This window comes from Streptomyces sp. NPDC001406, assembly GCF_042895285.1.
Lineage (GTDB): Bacteria > Actinomycetota > Actinomycetes > Streptomycetales > Streptomycetaceae > Streptomyces.
Genome location: NZ_JBIAWG010000012.1, coordinates 232,302 through 252,788 on the forward strand (window position 1 = coordinate 232,302; position 20,487 = coordinate 252,788).

Sequence of the window (20,487 nt, forward strand, 5' to 3'; positions counted from 1 at the left end):
TCCTCCCCCATGCGGGGAGGGGGGTGGCAAGCCCCGACGTGGCCTGTCGGCTCCTGGCTGACATGATCTGGCCGGTCGACGACGATCCGGAGCGCGGGCAGGGGGTTCGATGGCGGGCGTGCGGGGCGGTACGGCAGGTGCGCGGGCGGGCCGGGGGCGGACCCGGTGGGGGGTGTTCGCGGCGGTCATGGCGCTGCCGGCGCTGATCCTGGCCGGGCTGGTCGCCATGGTGATCAGGTTCATGACCTCGGACTACCCCCTGGGCGGAGAGCCCGAGGCCGTGCCGTGCACGGAGGCGCTGGCGTTCGGCGGGGCGAAGCTGCCGAAGGGGGCGTACGACGGTCAGTGCACGGTGCAGACCTGGCTGGACACGGACTATCACGCCGTGTTCCGGATGCCGAGGGCGGCTGTGCGGACGTGGCTGACGGACACCTATCCCGAGGGCCCTGAGCCGGGTACCGATCTGTGCGACACCGGCGCCGATCTCTGTCTGAATCTGAACACGCAGTTCGCGACGCCTCCGGATGACGCGGGTGCCGACGCGGTGACCGTGAACGTGACCTACGAGGACGCCGGCACCGCGGTGGTGTCCTTCTCGGCGTTCACCGTCTGACCCACACCAGACGGCCCGCCCCCGGGGGACGAGGGGCGGGCCGTCGCGTGTGCCGGAACGGGTCAGAGCATCTTGCCGGTGGCCGGGCCGACGATCAGGCCGTCGCCGAAGGCGTCCACACGGACCGTGTCGCCGTCCTTGATCTCGCCGGAGAGGATCTCCTTGGCGAGGCGGTCGCCGATGGCGGTCTGGACCAGGCGGCGCAGCGGACGGGCGCCGTACGCCGGGTCGTTGCCCTCGTCGGCGAGCCAGGCCAGCGCCTCGGGCGTGACCTCCAGGCCGAGCCGCCGCTCGGCCAGCCGCCCGGCCAGCCGGTCGATCTGCAGCCGGGCGATCCGGGCCAGCTCCTCCTTGTCGAGCGCGGAGAAGACGACCAGGTCGTCGAGCCGGTTGAGGAACTCCGGCTTGAAGGCGGTCCGGACCGTCTCCAGCACCTGTTCCTTCTTCTCCTCGTCACCGAGGACCGGGTCGACCAGATACTGGCTGCCCAGGTTGGAGGTGAGGACGAGGATGGTGTTGCGGAAGTCGACCGTACGGCCCTGACCGTCCGTCAGGCGGCCGTCGTCCAGCACCTGGAGCAGGATGTCGAAGACCTCGGGGTGCGCCTTCTCCACCTCGTCCAGGAGGACCACGGAGTACGGCCGCCTGCGCACCGCCTCCGTCAGCTGGCCGCCCTCCTCGTAGCCGACATAGCCGGGGGGCGCGCCGACCAGCCGGGCCACGCTGTGCTTCTCGCTGTACTCCGACATGTCGATGCGGACCATCGCCCGCTCGTCGTCGAACAGGAAGTCGGCGAGGGCCTTGGCCAGTTCGGTCTTGCCGACGCCGGTCGGGCCGAGGAAGAGGAAGGAGCCGGTGGGGCGGTCCGGGTCGGCGATGCCCGCGCGGGACCGTCGTACGGCGTCGCTGACCGCTTGTACGGCCTCGCTCTGCCCGATCAGCCGCTTGCCGATCTCCTCCTCCATGCGCAGCAGTTTCCGCGTCTCGCCCTCCAGGAGGCGGCCGGCCGGGATGCCGGTCCAGGACGCGACGACGTCGGCGATGTCGTCGGAGCCGACCTCGTCCTTGACCATCGTGTCCTTGGCGGCCTCCTCCTCGGCCTCGGAGGCGGCCTCCAGCTCCTTCTCCAGGGCGGGGATCTCGCCGTACAGCAGCTTGGAGGCGGAGTCGAAGTCGCCGTCGCGCTGGGCGCGTTCGGCCTGGCCGCGCAGGTCGTCGAGCTTCTCCTTCAGCTCGCCGACGCGGTTGAGGGACTGCTTCTCCTTCTCCCAGCGGGCGGTCAGGCCCCGCAACTCCTCCTCCTTGTCGGCGAGGTCGCGGCGCAGCTTCTCCAGGCGTTCGCGGGAGGCCGGGTCGGTCTCCTTGCCGAGGGCCAGTTCCTCCATCTTCAACCGGTCGACGGCGCGCTGGAGTTCGTCGATCTCGACCGGGGACGAGTCGATCTCCATGCGCAGCCGGGAGGCGGCCTCGTCGACCAGGTCGATGGCCTTGTCGGGCAGGAAGCGGGAGGTGATGTACCGGTCGGAGAGGGTGGCCGCGGCCACCAGCGCGCTGTCCGCGATCTGCACCTTGTGGTGCGCCTCGTAGCGGCCCTTGAGCCCGCGCAGGATGGCGATGGTGTCCTCGACGGTCGGCTCGGCGACCAGCACCTGCTGGAAGCGCCGCTCCAGCGCCGGGTCCTTCTCGATCCGCTCGCGGTACTCGTCGAGGGTGGTGGCACCGACCATGCGCAGTTCACCGCGGGCGAGCATGGGCTTGAGCATGTTGCCCGCGTCCATGGCGGAGTCGCCGCCGGCGCCCGCGCCGACGACGGTGTGCAGCTCGTCGATGAAAGTGATGATCTGCCCGTCGGAGTCCTTGATCTCGGCGAGGACGGTCTTCAGGCGCTCCTCGAACTCACCGCGGTACTTGGCCCCGGCGACCATGGCGCCGAGGTCCAGCGCGACGAGCCGCTTGTCCTTCAGGGACTCGGGGACGTCGCCCTTCACGATCCGCTGGGCGAGCCCTTCGACGACGGCGGTCTTGCCGACGCCGGGCTCTCCGATCAGCACCGGGTTGTTCTTGGTCCGCCGGGACAGCACCTGCACGACCCGCCGGATCTCCTGGTCCCGCCCGATGACGGGGTCGAGCTTGCCGTCGCGCGCGGCGGCGGTGAAGTCGGTGCCGAACTTCTCCAGGGCCTTGTACTGCCCCTCCGGGTCGGCGGTGGTCACGCGGCGTCCTCCCCTGGCCTTCTGAAAGGCGTCCAGCAGCTTCTTCGGTGTGGCCCCCTGCCGGGAGAGCACCTCGCCTGCCGCGCCGCCCTTCGCGGCGACGCCGATGAGCAGGTGCTCGGTGGAGAGGTACTCGTCGCCGAGGTCCTTCGCGGTGTCGGCCGCGTTCGCGATGACGGCGAGCAGCTCGCGGTTGGGCTGCGGGGGCGCAACGGTGGATCCGGCCACACTGGGCAGCGCGGCGAGCGCCTTCTCCGCTCCGGCCCGTACGGCGGCCTGGTCGGCGTCGACGGCGGCCAGCAGGTCGATGATGTTCTCGTTGTCCTGGCCCTGGAGCAGAGCCAGCAGCAGGTGGGCAGGCGTCAGATCCGCATGCCCCTCGGTCACGGCCCGGTTGGTGGCCGTGTTGATCGCGTCCCGGCTCCTGTTGGTCAGCTCGGCGTCCACGTTCGCGTTCTCCTCCTCGGCGTCGGCTCGTCGGCCATGTCTCCCAGGTCTCTCATGTCTCCCAGTGCTGACATGTCTCCCAGTGCTGACTTAACCAACGTACACAAAGTTGAGTCTATTCCACTCAAGGTGGGTCCGGGAGGACTTCGAGGGCTAACTTCCGGGCCATGAGCACCTACTCCGTGGACCCGGTCGCCCCGAACGCGCCGTACCTCGCCTTCTGGCGCGAGCGCCATCTGTGCACGCTGACGACGCTCCGCCCGGACGGCAGCCCGCATGTCGTCCCCGTCGGAGTGACATACGACCCCGGGGCGGGACTGGCTCGGGTACTGACGAACCGGACGAGCACCAAGGTGTCCCATGTCCTCGCGGCCGATCCGCTCGGTGCGCGGGTCGCCGTCTGCCAGGTGGACGGCCGCCGCTGGGCGACGCTGGAGGGGCGGGCCTTCGTGCGCACCGACCCGGACCTGATCGCGGAGGCGGAGCGGCGCTATGCCGAGCGCTACGAGAGAACGCCCTCGCCGAACCCCAACCGGGTGCTCATCGAGATCGAGGTGGAGCGGGCGCTGGGGCGGGGCTGACACACGGCGGGTTTCGGTCACCGTGGAAGCGCACCCATACCCTGAAATGTCGCCAGAAACTGCAGCGGCGTCACCGTGTTCAGGTCACGGTGACGCCGCTGCGGGGGGAAGTACCTGAGCGATCTTTTTACGACGGGGGAATCGCGTCAGGCACTGCGGGGGGTGGCAGAGATGGTCCTTACGTCCGGGATCTCCGGCTCGGCGAGCCGGTGATCCCGCTGGTCCAGGTTCACAAAGATCATTCCGTACCGGATGGCGCATCGCACGGGCTGCGGTGCGCCTCGGGGTTTGCGCAGGCATCGGTAGGCCCGTACGTCCTCGTCCTCGTCCCGCGTGACGACGACCGGCTCTCCGAAGACGGTCACCATCAACGAGTCACCGCTGTGGGGGATGGCGGTGACCAGGTCGATGAAGTGCCAGCCGGAGCGGTAGGCGGTGGCCATTTCGCGGCGGAAGGATCGGTCGTCGGGTGGAGTGGTCACTTCAGCTCCCGGCTCCATCGGTCATCGAGATCTGCCCATTGGTGTCGCCCGTGGTCACCGCATCCGCCACGACACTCGGCCACGTGGTGTTGGCACGAACGTCACCCTTCGCCTCGGAGTAGCCACTCCACACTCCGGCAGTCGCCATGACGGAGAGAGCGGCGACAAGTACCGAGCGAAGCACTTTGTTCCGCATGTTCGGCTTCGTCCTCACTTGAAGGTCCCCTTTTCCCCCGTCAGGTACGACGATGGCTCATTCGGGCACGTGGTGGCCACACAATCGGTGCATCATGTTCCTGCATGTTCAGGACCCTGGGGGGTGGAGATTTGGCAACGAATCGGGCGAAAGCAACACATCCCCACTCGATGGCGGATCTGTGCGAGGAAGGACGCCGACTTTACGCCGTCGCCCTGCGCACGGGACGCGTCGCCCGGTCCGATGTCACGGACGCCCCCTGCCTGATGGAGTTCGCCCTGCTCCATCCGGATCCGGACGACGCCGACTGGCTGCGCCCGGTACCGCCGGCGATCGCCCTGGCGCACCGGCTCAACCCGATCGAACGCGAGATAACCGAGCGCCGGCGTCTGTCGATCGAACTCGCCGACGTGTTCGAGCCTTTCATGTCACTGAGCACACAGGTGATGGCGACCAGCGATTCACTCACCATCCTTGAGGGCGGTGACCGTATCAACGTGGCCCTCAATCTCGCCACCGAGCAGTGCCAGAGCGAGGTGCTCACGATCCAGCCGAGCGACCGCGTCTCGGAGGCCAGCGTGCTGCGGGGGCTGGAGCGCGACAGACCCCTCATCGAACGGGGCGTCCGGATCCGCACCCTGTACCAGCACACCGCCCGCTACAGCCCGGAGAAGCTGGCCTACGCGTCCCATCTCGCCGACGGCAAGGCCGAGTACCGCACCATCGACGAACTCGTGGAGCGGCTCATCATCTGCGACGAGAGCGTCGCCTTCATCCCCATACGCGAGGACCAGCAGGTCGCGCTGGAGCTCCGCCAGCCGGGCCTGGTCCGCTATCTGATCAAGGTCTTCGAGTTCATGTGGAGCCGCGCGGTCCCGCTGAGCATGGGCGGGCCCTACGAGGTCGCCTCCCACGGCATCACCGAGATCCAGCACTCCATCGCGAAGCTGCTCGTGGAGGGCCATGTCGACGAGGCCATCGCCCGCCGGCTGGGCATGAACGTCCGGACCTGCCGCGCCCACATCGCCAAGCTGGCCCAGGCCCTGGGCAGCGGCAGCCGAGCCCAACTCGGCTACCTCATAGCCCAGTCGGGCATCCTCAAACAGGACACATCACTCCCGGACGAGGGCGCACACCGGTGAGCGCGCCCTGACGGCGGCGCTACGAACTGGCCCTGAATGAGGGCCGGTTGCCCGACACCCTGAAGGGGACGGTGCGCACCTGACCGGCACGCGTCGCGGACCAACACCCGTTCGGGGACGGGCTGGTGGAGCAGTGCGGGCCGCCGCCGCGGATCGAGCGAGCGCGGCCGGGCCGCGCTGACGGTCGCCCCGGCCCGCGACCAGGCCCTGCTCGACCGCAACGGCCGTATCCGCGCCCTCCACCGCACGCGCAGCGCCATGCGCCGCTGGTCATCGGCCGGTACGAGCCGCTGCTCGCGGACTTGGAGCCGAGCACCCTGGACGAAGTGCCGGACCGGCACCTCGGCATCGACCGCACGGTGGCGTTCCTGCCCGCCGACGATGTCGGGCGGCTCGCCCTGGAAGTGGGCCGCCCGGCGCTGCTCCGGTTCTTCACGGCGGCCTTCGGCCGGCTGGGGCGGCCGGCCACGCCGATGCGTCCGCAGGCCGTCCGGCGCCCCCGCCCCGAACGGTGTTCGCCGACCGGCTGGGCATTACGTGCACGCCGGCCGCGTCCACATCGCCCCACTCGCCGCGCCATCCGGCAGCGAGGGCTGGGCCCGACTCCGCTGTCTCAGCGCACGCTCGGGGATTCCTGGTCGGGGATGGTGACCGTGGGGACGTCGGCGGTGCGTGGGGGGCCGTCCAGGCCCACCTGGGCTATCCGTACGCCCAGTTGGGTGCGGCTCGCCGCGCCCAGTGTCTCCGACAGGCGGGCGATATGGGCCCGGCAGGTGCGGACGCTGATGCCCAGGCGCTCGGCGATCACCGCGTCCTGGTGGCCCTCCGCCAGCAGCGCGGCGATGGACTGCTCGCGGTGGGAGATGCCCTCGATGCCGGTGTCCGGCAGCGCGGCCGTCAGCGGGACCGCGAGGCGCCACAGCCGCTCGAAGACCGTCACCAGGTACTCGACCACCGCCGGGTGGCGCAGTTCCAGGGCCATCGTGCGGTCGGCGTTCGCGGGGATGAAGGCGACCGTGCGGTCGAAGAGGATCAGCCGGTCGATGACCTCGTCGAGGGTACGGGCCTCGACCGCGTCGCCCATCAGCTCCAGGTAGTTGAGCAGGCCCTGGCCGTGCCGGGCCACGTGCGTGTACAGGTCCCGCATGCGCACGCCCCGGCCGCGCAGCGCCACCGCGCGGTGCAGACCCTCCGTGAGCTCGGCCTCCCGCCGGATGCCGCCGGGCTGCACCGTCAGCACCTCGGTCGTACAGGCCTCGGTCGCCTCGTCCATCGCGGCCTGGATCCGGGACAGCCCGTCCAGCACGCGGATCGCCGTACCCTCCGTCGAGGGCGACGCCGAGGCCTGGAGCTGGCGCCCGAGACCGGCGTACCACTCGACGGCCGCCACCGCCGAACCCACCCGCCGCTGGCTGTCCCTGACCTCGTCGTACACCCCGCGCAGCAGCCGGGTCATGACCTCCTGCGGGGAGGTCGGCACCAGCCAGTCCATGTCGTCGGGGTCGGGGTGCAGCAGGGCGAGCTCAAGGAGGCAGGGCACCGGCTCGGCGTCGGTGCGCGGCACCCGGCCCCGCCGTACGGCCCGGGAATACACGCGATCCCCGGCCTCGCACAGGCGGTCGGCACCGTGTGGATGCTCCTCCGTTCCGTGCCCGGCCATCGCCCATTCCACCCCCGGTTTGCTGCCACTTCCGTGGCGCAACTATGCGCGGACGGATGCGGCTCCGCAACACGGCTCTCCACGCCATGGCCGCCGTAAACCGCCGGTATCGCCCCTTTCCTCCCGGCCTCCTCCCCTCCCCTTGCAACAAGCTGACGGTGGAGAGGCCACGGTCACGGGTGCATCGGGGCAACCCGCTTCCCCGGGGGTCACAACACCCGGCGGGGTACGCAACCAAGTGGCCGAAATCGATCCGGCCCGGGCGGCGGGCGGAGGGCACGCCCCGGCGTGCGCTCCCCACCCTCGCGGGTGAACCCCTCGCTCCCCGCCGCATTGACCGCCGGCTACTTGAGGCCGAGCGTCGCGCAGGCCGTCTTGTACTTGGGGGCGCAGATCTCGGAGGTCTTGTAGATGCCGTCCGCGATGACCGTGTCCTTGATGTTGTCCTTCGTCAGGGCGGTCACGGTGACGAGCTGGGCCGGGATGTCCTTGTTGGTCGGGCTGTCGACGCGGTCCTGGGTGAGGGCGTCGAACTGGATGTCCCTGCCCTGGACCTTGGCGACAGCCATCTCGGCGGCGCTCTCGGCCTCGGCCGGGTAGGACTTGTAGACGGTCATGTACTGCTCGCCGATGACGATCCGCTGCACGCCCTCCAGCTCGGCGTCCTGGCCGGTGATCGGCGGCATCTCGGTGACGCCCGCGGCCTTGAGGGCCTTGATGACACCGGACGCCATGCCGTCGTTGGCGGAGTAGACGGCCGCGATGTTGTTCTTGCCGATCTTGTTGATCGCCTCGGTCATTTCGGCCGTGGCGTTCTCCGGCTTCCAGTCCTTGGTGTCGTACGTCTCCGCGATCGTCACCTTGCCGTTCAGCTCGGAGAGGGCACCCTGCTTGAACTGCTTGGCGTTCGGGTCGGTCAGCGAGCCGTTCACCATGACGACCTTGTCGGAGGTGTCGACGTTCGACCCCAGGGCGTCCAGCAGGGTGCGGGCCTGCACCTCGCCGACGAGCTCGTTGTCGAAGGAGATGTACGCGTCGATCGGACCCTCGGCGAGACGGTCGTACGCGATGACCGGAATGCCCGCGTCCTTCGCCTTCTTCACATCGCCCGCGATGGCGTGCGAGTCGACCGCGTCGAGCAGGATGACGTCGACCTTGTCGGCGATCATCTGCTGCATCTGCTGCGACTGCTTGCCGGCGTCCGCCCCGGCGTTGGCGTACTCGACCTTGCCCTGCTTCCTGGTGAGCTCGGCGACCTTGTTCTTGATGATGGGGTAGTCGAACTTCCCGTACCGCGTGTTCGCCGTCTCCGGCAGCAGAAGCCCCACCGTGAGGTCGTTGCCCTTGGTCGGGCTTGCGTCGGTCGAACTCCCCGAAGCGTTCAGCACGCCGCAGCCGGCGAGCGAGAGGGTCATCGTGGAGGCTGCCACAGATATGGCGATACGACGCATTCGGGGGCTCACTTCAGGTGCGTTCCGGATGTGGGGCTGCTTGCGACCCAGATGTCTGAAAAGACAACGCGGCCGCAACACCCGGCGTCAAGCCGAACTACTTAACGAGTGCGCAACACCACGCTCCGCTTCGCTTGTGGAGGTCCAGCGGAATCACCTCCAAACACCCTTTACGGACCCTCCACTCAACGGAAGTTCACGGCACGGCAAAGATCAGTACAACCAACTCCAATCCTCACGAGTCGTGATCATCGGCGGCCGTGCACCGCCTTCCGATTCGACCAGAGGATCGAATGAACCCAGCCAGCCGCGCGACCACCGCCACGCAGTGGGAGCGCATGCGAAAGGGGCCCGGAGGGTCTCCTCCGGGCCCCTTTCGCAGATCGGTGTCAGTCCTGCTGCCGCTTCGGCCGCCACACCACCAGCGCGCTGGTCTGCTGGACCTCCTGGTACGGGACCAGGTCCCGGCGGTAGGAGGCGTGCACGGCGGCCTCGCGCTGCTGCATCGCGGCCGCCGCGCCGTCCAGGGCCGCCTGCAGTTCCGCGACGCGGGACTGGAGCGCGGCGACCTGGTTCTCCAGTTCGATGATGCGCTTGATGCCGGCCAGGTTGATGCCCTCGTCCTGGGACAGCGCCTGCACCTGACGGAGCAGTTCGATGTCCCGGGCCGAGTAGCGGCGGCCCCGGCCCGCGGTGCGGTCCGGGGAGACCAGGCCCAGGCGGTCGTACTGGCGCAGCGTCTGCGGGTGGAGTCCGGAGAGCTGGGCCGCCACCGAGATGACGTAGACCGGGGTCTCCTCGGTCAGTTCATACGGGTTACGCCGACGGCCGTCCATCACTCTCAAGCTCCCTTCGCGGCCTCGAACAGCTCCGCACGCGGGTCCTCACCCGCGGTCGCCTCGCGAAACGCCTCCAGTGCGTCACGAGCCTTCCCCGACAGGTCCTTGGGAACACGCACCTCGACGGTGACCAGCAGGTCCCCGCGGGTGCCGTCCTTGCGGACCGCGCCCTTGCCCCGCGCCCGCATGGTGCGGCCGTTGGGCGTGCCCGGAGGCAGCTTCAGGGTGACGGCGGGGCCGCCGAGGGTCGGGACCCGGACCTCGCCGCCGAGCGCCGCCTCGGTGAACGTCACCGGGACGGTCACCGTGAGGTTGTCGCCCTTGCGGCCGAACACCGGGTGCTCCCCCACGTGCACGACGACATACAGATCGCCGGCCGGGCCGCCCCGCTCGCCGGGGGCTCCCTTGCCGCGCAGCCGGATGCGCTGACCGTCGGTCACCCCCGCGGGGATGCGGACCTGCATGGTCCGGGACGACTTGGCGCGGCCGCTGCCCTTGCACTCCATGCAGGGGTGCTCGGCGATCAGACCGCGGCCCTTGCAGTCGGGGCAGGGGTCGGTGAGCGAGAAGCCGCCGCCCGAACCCCGCGCGACCTGGCCCGTGCCGACGCAGGTCGGGCACACGCGCGGTGTGCCGTTCTTGTCGCCGGTGCCGGAGCAGGCCTTGCACGGGGCCTGCGAGGACATCCGCAGCGGGACCGTGGCGCCCTCGATGGCCTCGGTGAAGCTCAGCGTGACCTCGGACTCGATGTCCTGGCCGCGCCGGGGCTGCGTGCGCGTGCCCGCGCCGCCGCCCCGGTTGAACAGGCCCCCCAGGACGTCTCCGAAGCCTCCGCCGAAGCCCCCTTGGCTCTGGGCGCCGCCGCCTGCGCCGCCGCCTCCGAAGAGGTCGCCCAGGTCGAAGTTGAAGGAGCCGCCGCCCGCGCCCGGCCCCGGGCGGAAGCCGCCGTTGCCGAAGAGGGCGCGTGCCTCGTCGTACTCCTTGCGCTTCTTGGGGTCGCCGAGGACGTCGTTCGCCTCGGAGATCTCCTTGAAGCGCTCTTCCGCCTTGGCGTTGCCCTTGTTGGCGTCCGGGTGGAACTCGCGGGCGAGCTTCCGGTACGCCTTCTTGATCTCGGCCTCGGTGGCGTCCTTGGGGACGCCGAGGACCTTGTAGTAGTCCTTCTCGATGAAGTCCTTGGTGCTCATCCCCGACGTCCCTCCTTCCGTTCAGTGTTTACGTCAGCCCTCCTCCGGGCCACCGTTCTCCTTGTCGTCGGCCGCGGTGCCCTCGTCGGCACCCTCGGCCTTGACCGTCTGCGCGCCGGGCTGCGGCTCGGCGACGGCCACCCGCGCGGGGCGGATGGTGCGCTCGCCGATGCGATACCCGGGCTGCAGAATCGCCACGCACGTCGTCTCGGTGACGTCCGGCGCGTACGAGTGCATCAGGGCCTCGTGGATCGTCGGGTCGAAGGGCTCACCCTCCTTGCCGAACTGCTGCAGTCCCATCTTCGCCGCGACGGTCTCGAGCGACTCGGCGACGGACTTGAATCCGCCGACCAGTTCGCCGTGTTCCCGCGCGCGGCCGATGTCGTCGAGCACGGGCAGCAGTTCGGTCAGGAGGTTCGCGATGGCGATCTCCCGGACCGCTACCCGGTCGCGCTCGACGCGGCGGCGGTAGTTCTGGTACTCGGCCTGGAGGCGCTGGAGGTCCAGCGTGCGCTCGTTGAGTGCCGTGCGCACCTGGTCCAGCTGGGCCACCAGGCCCGCTGTCTGGTTCGCGTCCCCGGCCGGGGCCGCCCCCTCCTCGGAGGCGGCCTTCGGCTCGGCGTCGTCAGGGGTGGCGCCGGAGGGGACGTCGGGCTTCTCCTCGAAGCCCGGGGTCTCCTCCGTCACGCGGCACCGTCCTTGCGCTCGTCGTCGACGATCTCGGCGTCCACGACGTCGTCGTCGGCGCGCGGGGCCTCACCGGCGCCGCCCGCGGCCTGCGCGGCCTGGGCGTCGGCGTACATGGCCTGGCCGAGCTTCTGCGAGACGGCCGCGACCTTCTCCGTGGCCGTGCGGATCTCGGCTGTGTTGTCGCCTTCGGCGGACTCGCCCTTGAGCTTCTCCTTCAGCTCGGCGATCGCGGCCTCGACCTCGGTCTTGATCTCGCCGGGGACCTTGTCCTCGTTGTCCTTGAGGAACTTCTCGGTCTGGTAGACGAGTTGCTCGCCCTGGTTGCGGGTCTCGGCGGCCTCGCGGCGGCGGTGGTCCTCCTCCGCGTACTGCTCGGCCTCCTGGCGCATCCGGTCGACCTCGTCCTTCGGGAGCGACGAACCGCCGGTGACGGTCATCTTCTGCTCCTTGCCGGTGCCGAGGTCCTTCGCCGTGACGTGCATGATGCCGTTGGCGTCGATGTCGAAGGAGACCTCGATCTGCGGGACGCCACGCGGCGCCGGCGGCAGACCGGTCAGCTCGAACATACCGAGCTTCTTGTTGTACGCCGCGATCTCGCGCTCGCCCTGGTAGACCTGGATCTGCACCGACGGCTGGTTGTCCTCGGCCGTCGTGAAGATCTCCGAACGCTTCGTCGGGATCGTGGTGTTGCGCTCGATGAGCTTGGTCATGATGCCGCCCTTGGTCTCGATACCGAGGGACAGCGGGGTCACGTCGAGGAGCAGGACGTCCTTGACCTCACCCTTGAGGACACCGGCCTGGAGCGAGGCGCCGATGGCGACGACCTCGTCCGGGTTCACGCCCTTGTTGGCCTCCTTGCCGCCGGTCAGCTCCTTGACGAGCTCGGCGACGGCGGGCATACGGGTGGAGCCACCGACGAGGACGACGTGGTCGATCTCGCCGAGGGAGATGCCGGCGTCCTTGATGACGTTGTGGAACGGCGTCTTGCAGCGCTCCAGCAGGTCCGCGGTCAGCTGCTGGAACTGAGCGCGGGTCAGCTTCTCGTCCAGGTGCAGCGGGCCCTCGGCGGACGCGGTGATGTAGGGCAGGTTGATCGAGGTCTCGGTGGACGAGGACAGCTCGATCTTCGCCTTCTCGGCAGCCTCGCGCAGACGCTGCAGCGCCATCTTGTCCTTGCCGAGGTCCACGCCGTGGCCGGCCGCGAACTGCTTGACCAGGTAGTCGACGACGCGCTGGTCCCAGTCGTCACCACCGAGGTGGTTGTCGCCGTTGGTGGCCTTCACCTCGACGACACCGTCGCCGATCTCCAGCAGCGAGACGTCGAACGTGCCGCCACCGAGGTCGAAGACCAGGATGATCTGCTCGTCCTTGTCGAGGCCGTACGCGAGCGCGGCCGCGGTGGGCTCGTTGACGATGCGCAGGACGTTCAGACCGGCGATCTCGCCGGCCTCCTTCGTCGCCTGGCGCTCGGAGTCGTTGAAGTAGGCCGGGACGGTGATGACCGCGTCGGTCACCTTCTCGCCCAGGTAGGCCTCGGCGTCGCGCTTCAGCTTCTGCAGGATGAAGGCGGAGATCTGCTGCGGGTTGAAGTCCTTCCCGTCCAGCTGGATCTTCCAGTCGGTGCCCATGTGACGCTTCACGGAGCGGATGGTCCGGTCCACGTTGGTGACCGCCTGGCGCTTGGCGACCTCGCCGACCAGCACCTCGCCGTTCTTGGCGAAGGCGACGACGGACGGCGTGGTCCTGGCACCCTCGGCGTTGGTGATGACGGTGGGCTCGCCGCCCTCCAGAACGCTGACGACGGAGTTAGTCGTGCCCAGGTCGATGCCGACCGCACGTGCCATGGTGATTTCCTCCAGCTGACTTGAGTGGAACGGACTCAAGTGTGCACGAGGCTCGCCACTGGGTCAACAGACCTGAGTCGTGGCGACTCAACTCTTATCCGTTCCTTACACGCAACTGCCGTGTGACCTGCGAAGATGCCATACGGCGGACCCCGTAGACAGGGATTCGAAGGAGTAGAAGTACGACCACGAGCGCCCCGCCGGCCACCCAGAGGACGGCACCGTCCCCGGCCCGGCCGGTGTGGGCGAGCACCCCGACGAGCACCCCGGAGAAGGCTCCGGTGCCGAGCAGGACGACGGTTCCCTGCGGGGTGAGCCCGAGGCGGCGCAGCCGGTGGCCGAGATGGTCGGGCCCGCGCCTGAGCAGTGGGCGCCGGGCCGTGCGCCTCGACACGGCCACCAGGGCGAGGTCGGCCGCACCGAGGGCGGTGAGGCAGAACAGCACGCCCGCGCTGTCCCCGAGCCCGTGCCCGGCCCGGGCGAACACGGCGGCGGAGGCGAGCACGAACCCCGTGAACAGCGATCCGCACGCGCCGAGGCCGATCCGCGCGGGATGCCAGTTGTGCATGAGGAACCCGGTGAGGGCGGCGGCGAGCACACTGAGCAGCACGGCCAGCCCGTCCATCAGCTCGGCCGCGGCGCAGGCACCGACCCCGAAGGCGGTGATCACCCCGACCGTGCCGGCGAGCCCGTCGGCGTGATCGAGAGCCCGGAAGGCGAAGGCCACGAGGACGATCCAGCCCACGGCCAGGCCCCCCGCGGGTACGCCCGTCTCCTCGTACGGCACGACACACACGGCGGCCACCGCCGTACCGGCGACGAGCACCCGCGGCCGCAGCCGCCACACGTCGGCGACCAGCCCGAGCAGGGCGACCCCGACACCCGCGCACAGCAGCCTGCCGACCCCGTCGCCCAGCGGCGCGACCCGCGTCCACTGCCCCGCCCCGGCGACCAGACAGGTGGCGGACAGCACGGCCACGCCCCCGAGCAGGGGCACGGGCCGCCGGCGTCGGGCCGGATCCGGCTGCCTCCGCTCGACGATCCCGGCCCGCAGGCCGGGCGCGCGGAGCAGCGCCGCGAGGACGGCGGTGAGCAGCAGGGCGGAGGTGGCGGCGATGATCCCGTAGAGCACGGCTCTAAATTAGGGGTGAATGGAGCAATTCGGTATGAATAACACGATCGGATTGCCGGTCCGGTTCAGGTGCCCCTCAGCGACCCAGATCACCTCGCTCCTGGCTACAGCACGGGGGATGATGCGGGTAGTGTCGAACGGACCGCATAAGTTACCGCTTAGTAATGTCCCTCGCAGGCCCGAGGAGCCCCGAAATGCAACTCGCCGCGATCATCGTGTCGCTGGTTCTGATCGTGGTCGGCGTCGCCCTGTTCGCCCGCGCCGTCCTGCAGATCTTCAACTTCATGCGGCTCGGCCAGAGCGTGCCCGCGGGCACGCGCACCGACGAGCCCGGCCGGCGCACCCTCACCGTGGCCAAGGAGTTCCTCGGCCACACCCGGATGAACCGGTGGGGCATCGTCGGTATCGCGCACTGGTTCGTGGCGGTGGGCTTCTTCACCCTGCTGCTGACGATCGTCAACGCCATCGGCCAGCTGTTCCAGGCCGACTGGATCCTGCCGGTCATCGGCGAGTGGGCGCCGTACAACGTCTATGTCGAGTTCATCGGCACCATGACGGTGCTCGGCATCGCAGTCCTGATCGTGATCCGTCAGCTGAGCAAGCCGAACAAGCCGGGCCGCAAGTCCCGCTTCGCCGGCTCCAACTTCGGCCAGGCGTACTTCGTCGAGTCCATCATCCTCATCGTCGGCGTCTGCATCTTCATGCTGCACGCGCTGGAGGGCGCCCAGCACCACGTCGACGGCTACGAGGCCTCGTTCTTCATCTCGTACCCGGTGGTGTCGTGGCTGGAGGGCCTGGACGTCTCCACGCTCCAGAACCTCACCTACCTCTTCGCCGGCCTGAAGATCGCGGCGTCCTTCATCTGGATGATCACGGTCGCCCTGATGACCGACATGGGCATCGCCTGGCACCGCTTCCTCGCCTTCCCGAACATCTGGTTCAAGCGGAACGCGGACGGCGAGACCTCGCTCGGCGCGCTGCTGCCCATGACCTCCGGCGGCAAGCCGATCGACTTCACCGACCCCAGTGACGACGACGTCTTCGGCGTCTCCCAGGTCGAGCAGTTCTCCTGGAAGGGCCTGCTGGACTTCTCCACCTGCACCGAGTGCGGCCGCTGCCAGTCGCAGTGCCCCGCCTGGAACACCGGCAAGCCGCTCTCCCCCAAGCTCTTGATCATGTCGCTGCGCGACAACGCGCACGCCAAGGCGCCGTACCTGCTGGCCGGCGGCGGCAAGACCATGGAGGGCGAGGAGAAGGCCTCGGCCGAGGCGCTGAAGAACGTCCCGGCGTCCGCGCTGGCGGAGGCCGAGCGCCCGCTGATCGGCACCGCCGAGGAGAACGGCGTCATCGACCCGGACGTCCTGTGGTCCTGCACCACCTGCGGCGCCTGTGTCGAGCAGTGCCCCGTGGACATCGAGCACGTCGACCACATCGTCGACATGCGCCGCTACCAGGTCATGATCGAGAGCGCCTTCCCCTCCGAGGCGGGCACGATGCTCAAGAACCTGGAGAAGAAGGGCAACCCCTGGGGCCTGGCCAAGAAGCAGCGCCTGGAGTGGACCAAGGAGGTCGACTTCGAGGTCCCGGTCGTCGGCAAGGACATCGAGGACCTCTCCGAGGTCGAGTACCTGTACTGGGTCGGCTGCGCCGGCGCCCTGGAGGACCGCGCCAAGAAGACGACGAAGGCCTTCGCCGAGCTGCTGCACATCGCGGGCGTGAAGTTCGCGATCATGGGCGGCGACGAGAAGTGCACCGGTGACTCCGCCCGCCGCCTGGGCAACGAGCCCCTGTTCCAGGAGCTCGGCATGGAGAACGTCATGGCCCTGAACACGGCGTTCGGCGAGGAGCTGGACGACGACGGCAAGGTCACCGCGGAGTCGAAGAAGCCGAAGTCGGCGAAGAAGATCGTCGCCACCTGCCCGCACTGCCTGAACACCCTCGGCAACGAGTACCCGCAGCTCGGCGGCGACTACGAGGTCATCCACCACACCCAGCTGCTGCAGCACCTGGTGGACGAGGGCAAGCTGATCCCGGTCACCCCGGTCGAGGGCATCATCACCTACCACGACCCGTGCTACCTGGGCCGCCACAACAAGATCTACACGCCCCCGCGCGAGATCATCGGCAAGGTCCCGGGCCTGCGCAACGAGGAGATGCACCGCCACAAGGAGCGCGGCTTCTGCTGTGGCGCCGGTGGTGCCCGAATGTGGATGGAGGAGCGGATCGGCAAGCGCATCAACAACGAGCGCGTCGACGAGGCCCTCTCCCTCAACCCGGACATCGTCTCGACGGCCTGCCCCTTCTGCCTCGTGATGCTCACCGACTCGGTCAACGGCAAGAAGAACGACGGCAAGGCCAAGGAGTCCATCCAGGTCGTGGACGTCGCCCAGCTCCTCCTCGACTCCGTCAGGACGCCGGTGGACCCGGCGGGCACCCCGGAAACGGAGAACGAGCCGGAGCCGGAGCCGGTGAAGTAGCCGGCCGCTGAACAGCCCGACGGCGCCCCCTGACCCATACAGTCAGGGGGCGCCGTCGTACATCCGCTGCCGCTGCCCGCTGCCCGCAGTCCGCAGTCCGCAGTCCGCTAGGCGCCCTTCGGGCCCGCCTGCTGGACCACCTCGAAGGACCACAAGGTCGACCCGGAGGCGGCGGGCCTCGGCCGCTCGCCGCCCTCGCCGCCGCCCTGGTGGGCGGACTTCATCGGCCCCTCCATCCACGCCTGGAACGACTCCTCGTCACGCCAGCGCGTGTACACGAGGTACTGGTCGGTGCCCTCGACGGGCCGCAGCAGCTCGAACCACTCGAACCCGTCGGAGTTCTCCACGGCGTGCGCCCGCGAGGCGAACCGCTTCTCCAGGGTCTCCCGCTGCTCGGCGGGCACGGTCAGTACGTTGATCTTGACTACGCTCATGCCCCCATCCTGCCCGGTGCCTCCGGCGGACGGGGGCGCCAGGGTGTCGCGTCGTGTCGGACGCGGGCATCATGGCCCAGGCGTTGCCGAGGGTGTGGACGGGATGGGCGGTGCGTGTGCGCAGGGGTGGAAGAGCCGGGACGGTGACCGCTGTGATCGGCGGGCTGGGGCTGCTGCTGGCCGCCTGTGGGCCCACGGAGGACACGGGGACCGCCGAGCACACCCCGGTGACCGTCGCGGACGCCCCGGCGAAGATCCCCGTACCGCACGGCAGGGGCAGCAAGGTCCCGGGCGACTTCAACGGCGACGGCCATCCCGACCTCGTCCTCGACGACCTGGTCAAGGAGCAGAGCCACGCCGACGACGCCGGCATCGGGATCGTCTACGGCAGCGCGCGCGGACTCACGCCCGGCGCACGGCAGTTGCTCGGCCCGAAGACGCACGCCGCGCCGACCAAGGGCCAACTCCCCGCCGTCTTCGACGCGGAGGCGAGCTGCGACCTGGACGGCGACGGCTTCACCGATCTGGTCGTGTCCACCGATCCGCCGTACGACGGGCAGGGACAGCCCCCGGTGCCGCTGCAGATCCTGTTCGGGTCCCCGGACGGGCTGACCGGCAGGGCCGTGAAGCTGACCGTCCCCGCCCGCGCCCGCTTCGGCAACGACTGGCCCGACCAGCCGGTGTGCGGCGACTTCGACGGGGACCGCAGGTCCGACCTGGTACTGCACGCGTCGGGCGGCCGACTGTCGTATCTGCGGGGCCCGTTCAGCCGCAAGGGCGCCCCGCACGCGGCAGCCGCGCCGCTCCCGTCACCGGGCGAGGTCCCGGTCGGCCCCTCCGCCGACGTCAACCGGGACGGCTACGACGACCTGGTCGTCCGTACGGCGGAGGGCACCGCCAAGTCGGCCCTGCTCCTGGGCGGCCCGGACGGACCGACCCGCACCGGTGCCGTCCTCCCCAGCGGTGTCGATGTCGTCCTCGGCCGCTTCGGCCGGGGCAAGGCGCTGGACGCGGCGGTGGGCGGCATGGCGGAAACGTCCCTGCGCTACGACCTCCCGGCGGCCGCCCGCGCCACCCTCGCCACGCCCGGCTCGATGCTGGACGCGGCCGACTTCGACGGCGACGGCCGGGACGAACTGGTCTCCAGCGGCTCGCGGTTGCGCATCCTGCGGGGCCGTACGGAGGGACTGTCACCGGCGGGCACGGTCACCGTCGCCCCGCCCGCCCGGGGGACCACCCGCGTCCTGACGGCCGGTGACTTCGACGGCGACGGACGGGCCGACCTGGTGGTGCGGACGTACCGGGGGGAGACCGAGGACACGGTGGCCGTGTACCGGGGAGCGGAGAAGGGACTCGTGGCGGCGAAGCCCGCGGTGACCTTCTCGACGTCGGAGTTCCTGGTGCCGTAACACACGCACCGTCCGCATACAGCCGTCGTGGAGGTTTACCGAACTTCCGTACAACCCTTGCCCGTCGACGCAGGTCTCATGATCGGCGACCGCTCCATGAACCCCGGGACAACCCGAGGCGAACACGGACGGTCCGCACACCATTGACTGCGGATGCCCGCCAGGCATCCCCCGCATGCCGCAGGAGACCCCGCATGCACACGCACCTGCGACTCGCCCTCGCGACGGCCACCGCGGCCGCGCTGACGGGCGGTCTGCTCTCGATCTCGGCCGCCACCGCCACCGCCGCGGACTCCGTCAGGGTCGCGCAGGCCGACTTCAACGGCGACGGCATCGGCGACGTCGTCACCTCGGCGGCCACCGCCTACGTCAGCGGCCACCAGAACGCCGGCCAGATCGTCGCCCTCTACGGCACCACCTCCGGCGTGACCTACGCCAAGCACACCACCATCAGCCAGAACACCGCCGGCGTCCCGGGCACCGCCGAGGCCGACGACATGTTCGGCGGCGAGCTGGCGTACGCCGACTTCAACGGCGACGGCTACGACGACCTCGCCGTGAGCTCCCCGAGCGAGAAGGTCGGCACCGACACCAACGGCGGCGCCCTCGCCATCCTCTGGGGCTCCGCGAACGGCCTCACCGGCAAGGCGATCGACGTCCCCGACCCGGCCACCGGCTCCCACGACTACTGGGGCAAGAACCTGGCCGCCGGCGACTTCGACGGCGACGGCAAGGCCGACCTGGCCGTCGGCAGCTCCGCCAGCACCCTCTACGTCTACAAGGGCGGCTTCAGCACCAGCGGCACGCCCGGCGGGCGGACCACCGTCAAGCCGCCGATCCAATCGGGCACCAACGACTTCCCGTACGGCCCGATGCACCTGACCGCCGGTGACGTCAACGGCGACGGCCGCACCGACCTGATCGTCGACGGCTACGAGACGGCCACCTCGCACGGCTGGAACACCAACTACTGGCTGCCCGGCACCGCGAACGGCCTGAGCGTCGCGTCCGCCAAGAAGCTCAAGACCGGCACGGTCACCGGCATCGGCGACATCAACGGCGACGGCTTCGGGGACATCGTCAGCGGCGCCTCCTGGGACGCCACCACCGCCGACGGCACCGCCATCCCGGACTCCGCCAAGGGCGGAAAGGTGAACATCACCTACGGCTCCGCCTCCGGCCCGGCGAGCACCACCGGCATCACCCAGGACACCGGCAACGTCCCCGGCACCTCGGAGAAGGCCGACGGCTTCGGCTGGGACCTCGACCTGGGCGACGTCAACGGCGACGGCTACCAGGACCTGGTCGTCTCCACCCCGAACGAGGACATCGGCGGCGTCTCCAACACCGGCCAGGTCACCGTCCTGTACGGCTCGGCGTCCGGGGTGAGGACCGCCTCCGGCGCGCAGGCCTTCGCCCAGAGCACGGCGGGCGTCCCCGGCAGCGACGAGAAGAACGACCTGTTCGGCGCGGACGTCAAGCTCGACGACGTCAACGGCGACGGCAAGGCCGACCTGCTGGTGGGCTCGTACGAGAACAGCGCCGACGGCCAGGTGATGTATCTCCCGTCCAACGGCACGAAGATCGTCACGACCGGCGTCCACACCGTCGCCCCGGGCTCCGTCGGCGTCTCCACGTCGGGCACACCCCAGTTCGGCGCCCTGTTCGCGGACTGAGCGGCCGTACGCGT

General features: G+C 69.7%; 16 protein-coding genes. 6 read left to right on the plus strand and 10 right to left on the minus strand.

Annotated elements, in window-relative coordinates:
• The first annotated feature begins 109 nt into the window (after positions 1-109).
• The gene (locus ACFY1J_RS28830; RefSeq protein WP_390732235.1) at positions 110-613 is read left to right on the plus strand and encodes a hypothetical protein; all 504 of its coding nucleotides are present in this window, start codon (positions 110-112) and stop codon (positions 611-613) included.
• Positions 614-675: 62 nt separating this feature from the next.
• Here ACFY1J_RS28830 and clpB read toward each other — a convergent pair whose 3' ends face one another.
• Positions 676-3,273 (minus strand): ATP-dependent chaperone ClpB, encoded by a 2,598-nt coding sequence (clpB, locus tag ACFY1J_RS28835; protein ID WP_390732236.1) that lies wholly within the window; start codon positions 3,271-3,273, stop codon positions 676-678.
• 167 nt (positions 3,274-3,440) lie between these two features.
• On the opposite strand from clpB, the gene ACFY1J_RS28840 reads away from it, so the two are divergent.
• The gene (locus ACFY1J_RS28840) at positions 3,441-3,854 is read left to right on the plus strand and encodes a pyridoxamine 5'-phosphate oxidase family protein (protein ID WP_390732237.1); all 414 of its coding nucleotides are present in this window, start codon (positions 3,441-3,443) and stop codon (positions 3,852-3,854) included.
• Positions 3,855-4,000: 146 nt separating this feature from the next.
• Here the strand turns inward: ACFY1J_RS28840 and ACFY1J_RS28845 are convergent, their stop codons facing one another.
• The gene (locus tag ACFY1J_RS28845) at positions 4,001-4,336 is read right to left on the minus strand and encodes a hypothetical protein (protein WP_390708168.1); all 336 of its coding nucleotides are present in this window, start codon (positions 4,334-4,336) and stop codon (positions 4,001-4,003) included.
• A gap of 366 nt (positions 4,337-4,702) precedes the next feature.
• Between ACFY1J_RS28845 and ACFY1J_RS28850 the strand changes: the two genes are divergently transcribed.
• A complete protein-coding gene (locus ACFY1J_RS28850; protein ID WP_390732238.1) occupies positions 4,703-5,674 on the plus strand; it encodes a helix-turn-helix transcriptional regulator in 972 nt (323 codons plus the stop codon).
• A gap of 613 nt (positions 5,675-6,287) precedes the next feature.
• Here the strand turns inward: ACFY1J_RS28850 and ACFY1J_RS28855 are convergent.
• From ACFY1J_RS28855 to ACFY1J_RS28885, 7 genes are all read right to left on the minus strand, one after another.
• Positions 6,288-7,334, minus strand: coding sequence for a LuxR C-terminal-related transcriptional regulator (locus ACFY1J_RS28855; RefSeq protein ID WP_390708171.1), 1,047 nt, complete (start codon positions 7,332-7,334; stop codon positions 6,288-6,290).
• A 344-nt stretch (positions 7,335-7,678) separates the two neighbouring features.
• Positions 7,679-8,785: a substrate-binding domain-containing protein gene (locus tag ACFY1J_RS28860; protein ID WP_390732239.1), complete on the minus strand. Its 1,107-nt coding sequence runs from the start codon at positions 8,783-8,785 to the stop codon at positions 7,679-7,681.
• Positions 8,786-9,174: 389 nt separating this feature from the next.
• Positions 9,175-9,621, minus strand: a complete 447-nt coding sequence (locus ACFY1J_RS28865) for a heat shock protein transcriptional repressor HspR (RefSeq protein WP_363296325.1) — start codon at positions 9,619-9,621, stop codon at positions 9,175-9,177.
• A 5-nt stretch (positions 9,622-9,626) separates the two neighbouring features.
• Positions 9,627-10,811, minus strand: a complete 1,185-nt coding sequence (gene dnaJ, locus ACFY1J_RS28870) for a molecular chaperone DnaJ (protein WP_390708173.1) — start codon at positions 10,809-10,811, stop codon at positions 9,627-9,629.
• A gap of 33 nt (positions 10,812-10,844) precedes the next feature.
• Positions 10,845-11,498 carry a nucleotide exchange factor GrpE gene (gene grpE / locus ACFY1J_RS28875; protein ID WP_363296323.1) on the minus strand — a complete coding sequence of 218 codons (654 nt, stop codon included), beginning with the start codon at positions 11,496-11,498 and terminating at the stop codon, positions 10,845-10,847.
• Positions 11,495-13,345 (minus strand): molecular chaperone DnaK, encoded by a 1,851-nt coding sequence (dnaK, locus tag ACFY1J_RS28880; RefSeq protein WP_390708174.1) that lies wholly within the window; start codon positions 13,343-13,345, stop codon positions 11,495-11,497. Before dnaK ends, grpE begins: the two co-directional genes overlap by 4 nt.
• Positions 13,346-13,439: 94 nt before the next feature.
• Positions 13,440-14,477, minus strand: a complete 1,038-nt coding sequence (locus ACFY1J_RS28885; RefSeq protein ID WP_390732240.1) for an MraY family glycosyltransferase — start codon at positions 14,475-14,477, stop codon at positions 13,440-13,442.
• A gap of 194 nt (positions 14,478-14,671) precedes the next feature.
• On the opposite strand from ACFY1J_RS28885, the gene ACFY1J_RS28890 reads away from it, so the two are divergent.
• The gene (locus ACFY1J_RS28890) at positions 14,672-16,954 is read left to right on the plus strand and encodes a (Fe-S)-binding protein (protein WP_390732241.1); all 2,283 of its coding nucleotides are present in this window, start codon (positions 14,672-14,674) and stop codon (positions 16,952-16,954) included.
• A gap of 107 nt (positions 16,955-17,061) precedes the next feature.
• On the opposite strand, the gene ACFY1J_RS28895 is transcribed toward ACFY1J_RS28890, so the two are convergent.
• Complete coding sequence (locus tag ACFY1J_RS28895) at positions 17,062-17,388, minus strand: antibiotic biosynthesis monooxygenase family protein (protein WP_390708177.1); 327 nt, start codon at positions 17,386-17,388, stop codon at positions 17,062-17,064.
• 110 nt (positions 17,389-17,498) lie between these two features.
• Here ACFY1J_RS28895 and ACFY1J_RS28900 point away from each other — a divergent pair, with 110 nt between their 5' ends.
• Complete coding sequence (locus tag ACFY1J_RS28900) at positions 17,499-18,797, plus strand: FG-GAP repeat domain-containing protein (RefSeq protein WP_390708539.1); 1,299 nt, start codon at positions 17,499-17,501, stop codon at positions 18,795-18,797.
• Positions 18,798-18,991: 194 nt separating this feature from the next.
• Positions 18,992-20,473, plus strand: a complete 1,482-nt coding sequence (locus tag ACFY1J_RS28905; protein WP_390708178.1) for an FG-GAP and VCBS repeat-containing protein — start codon at positions 18,992-18,994, stop codon at positions 20,471-20,473.
• Positions 20,474-20,487: the final 14 nt, after the last annotated feature.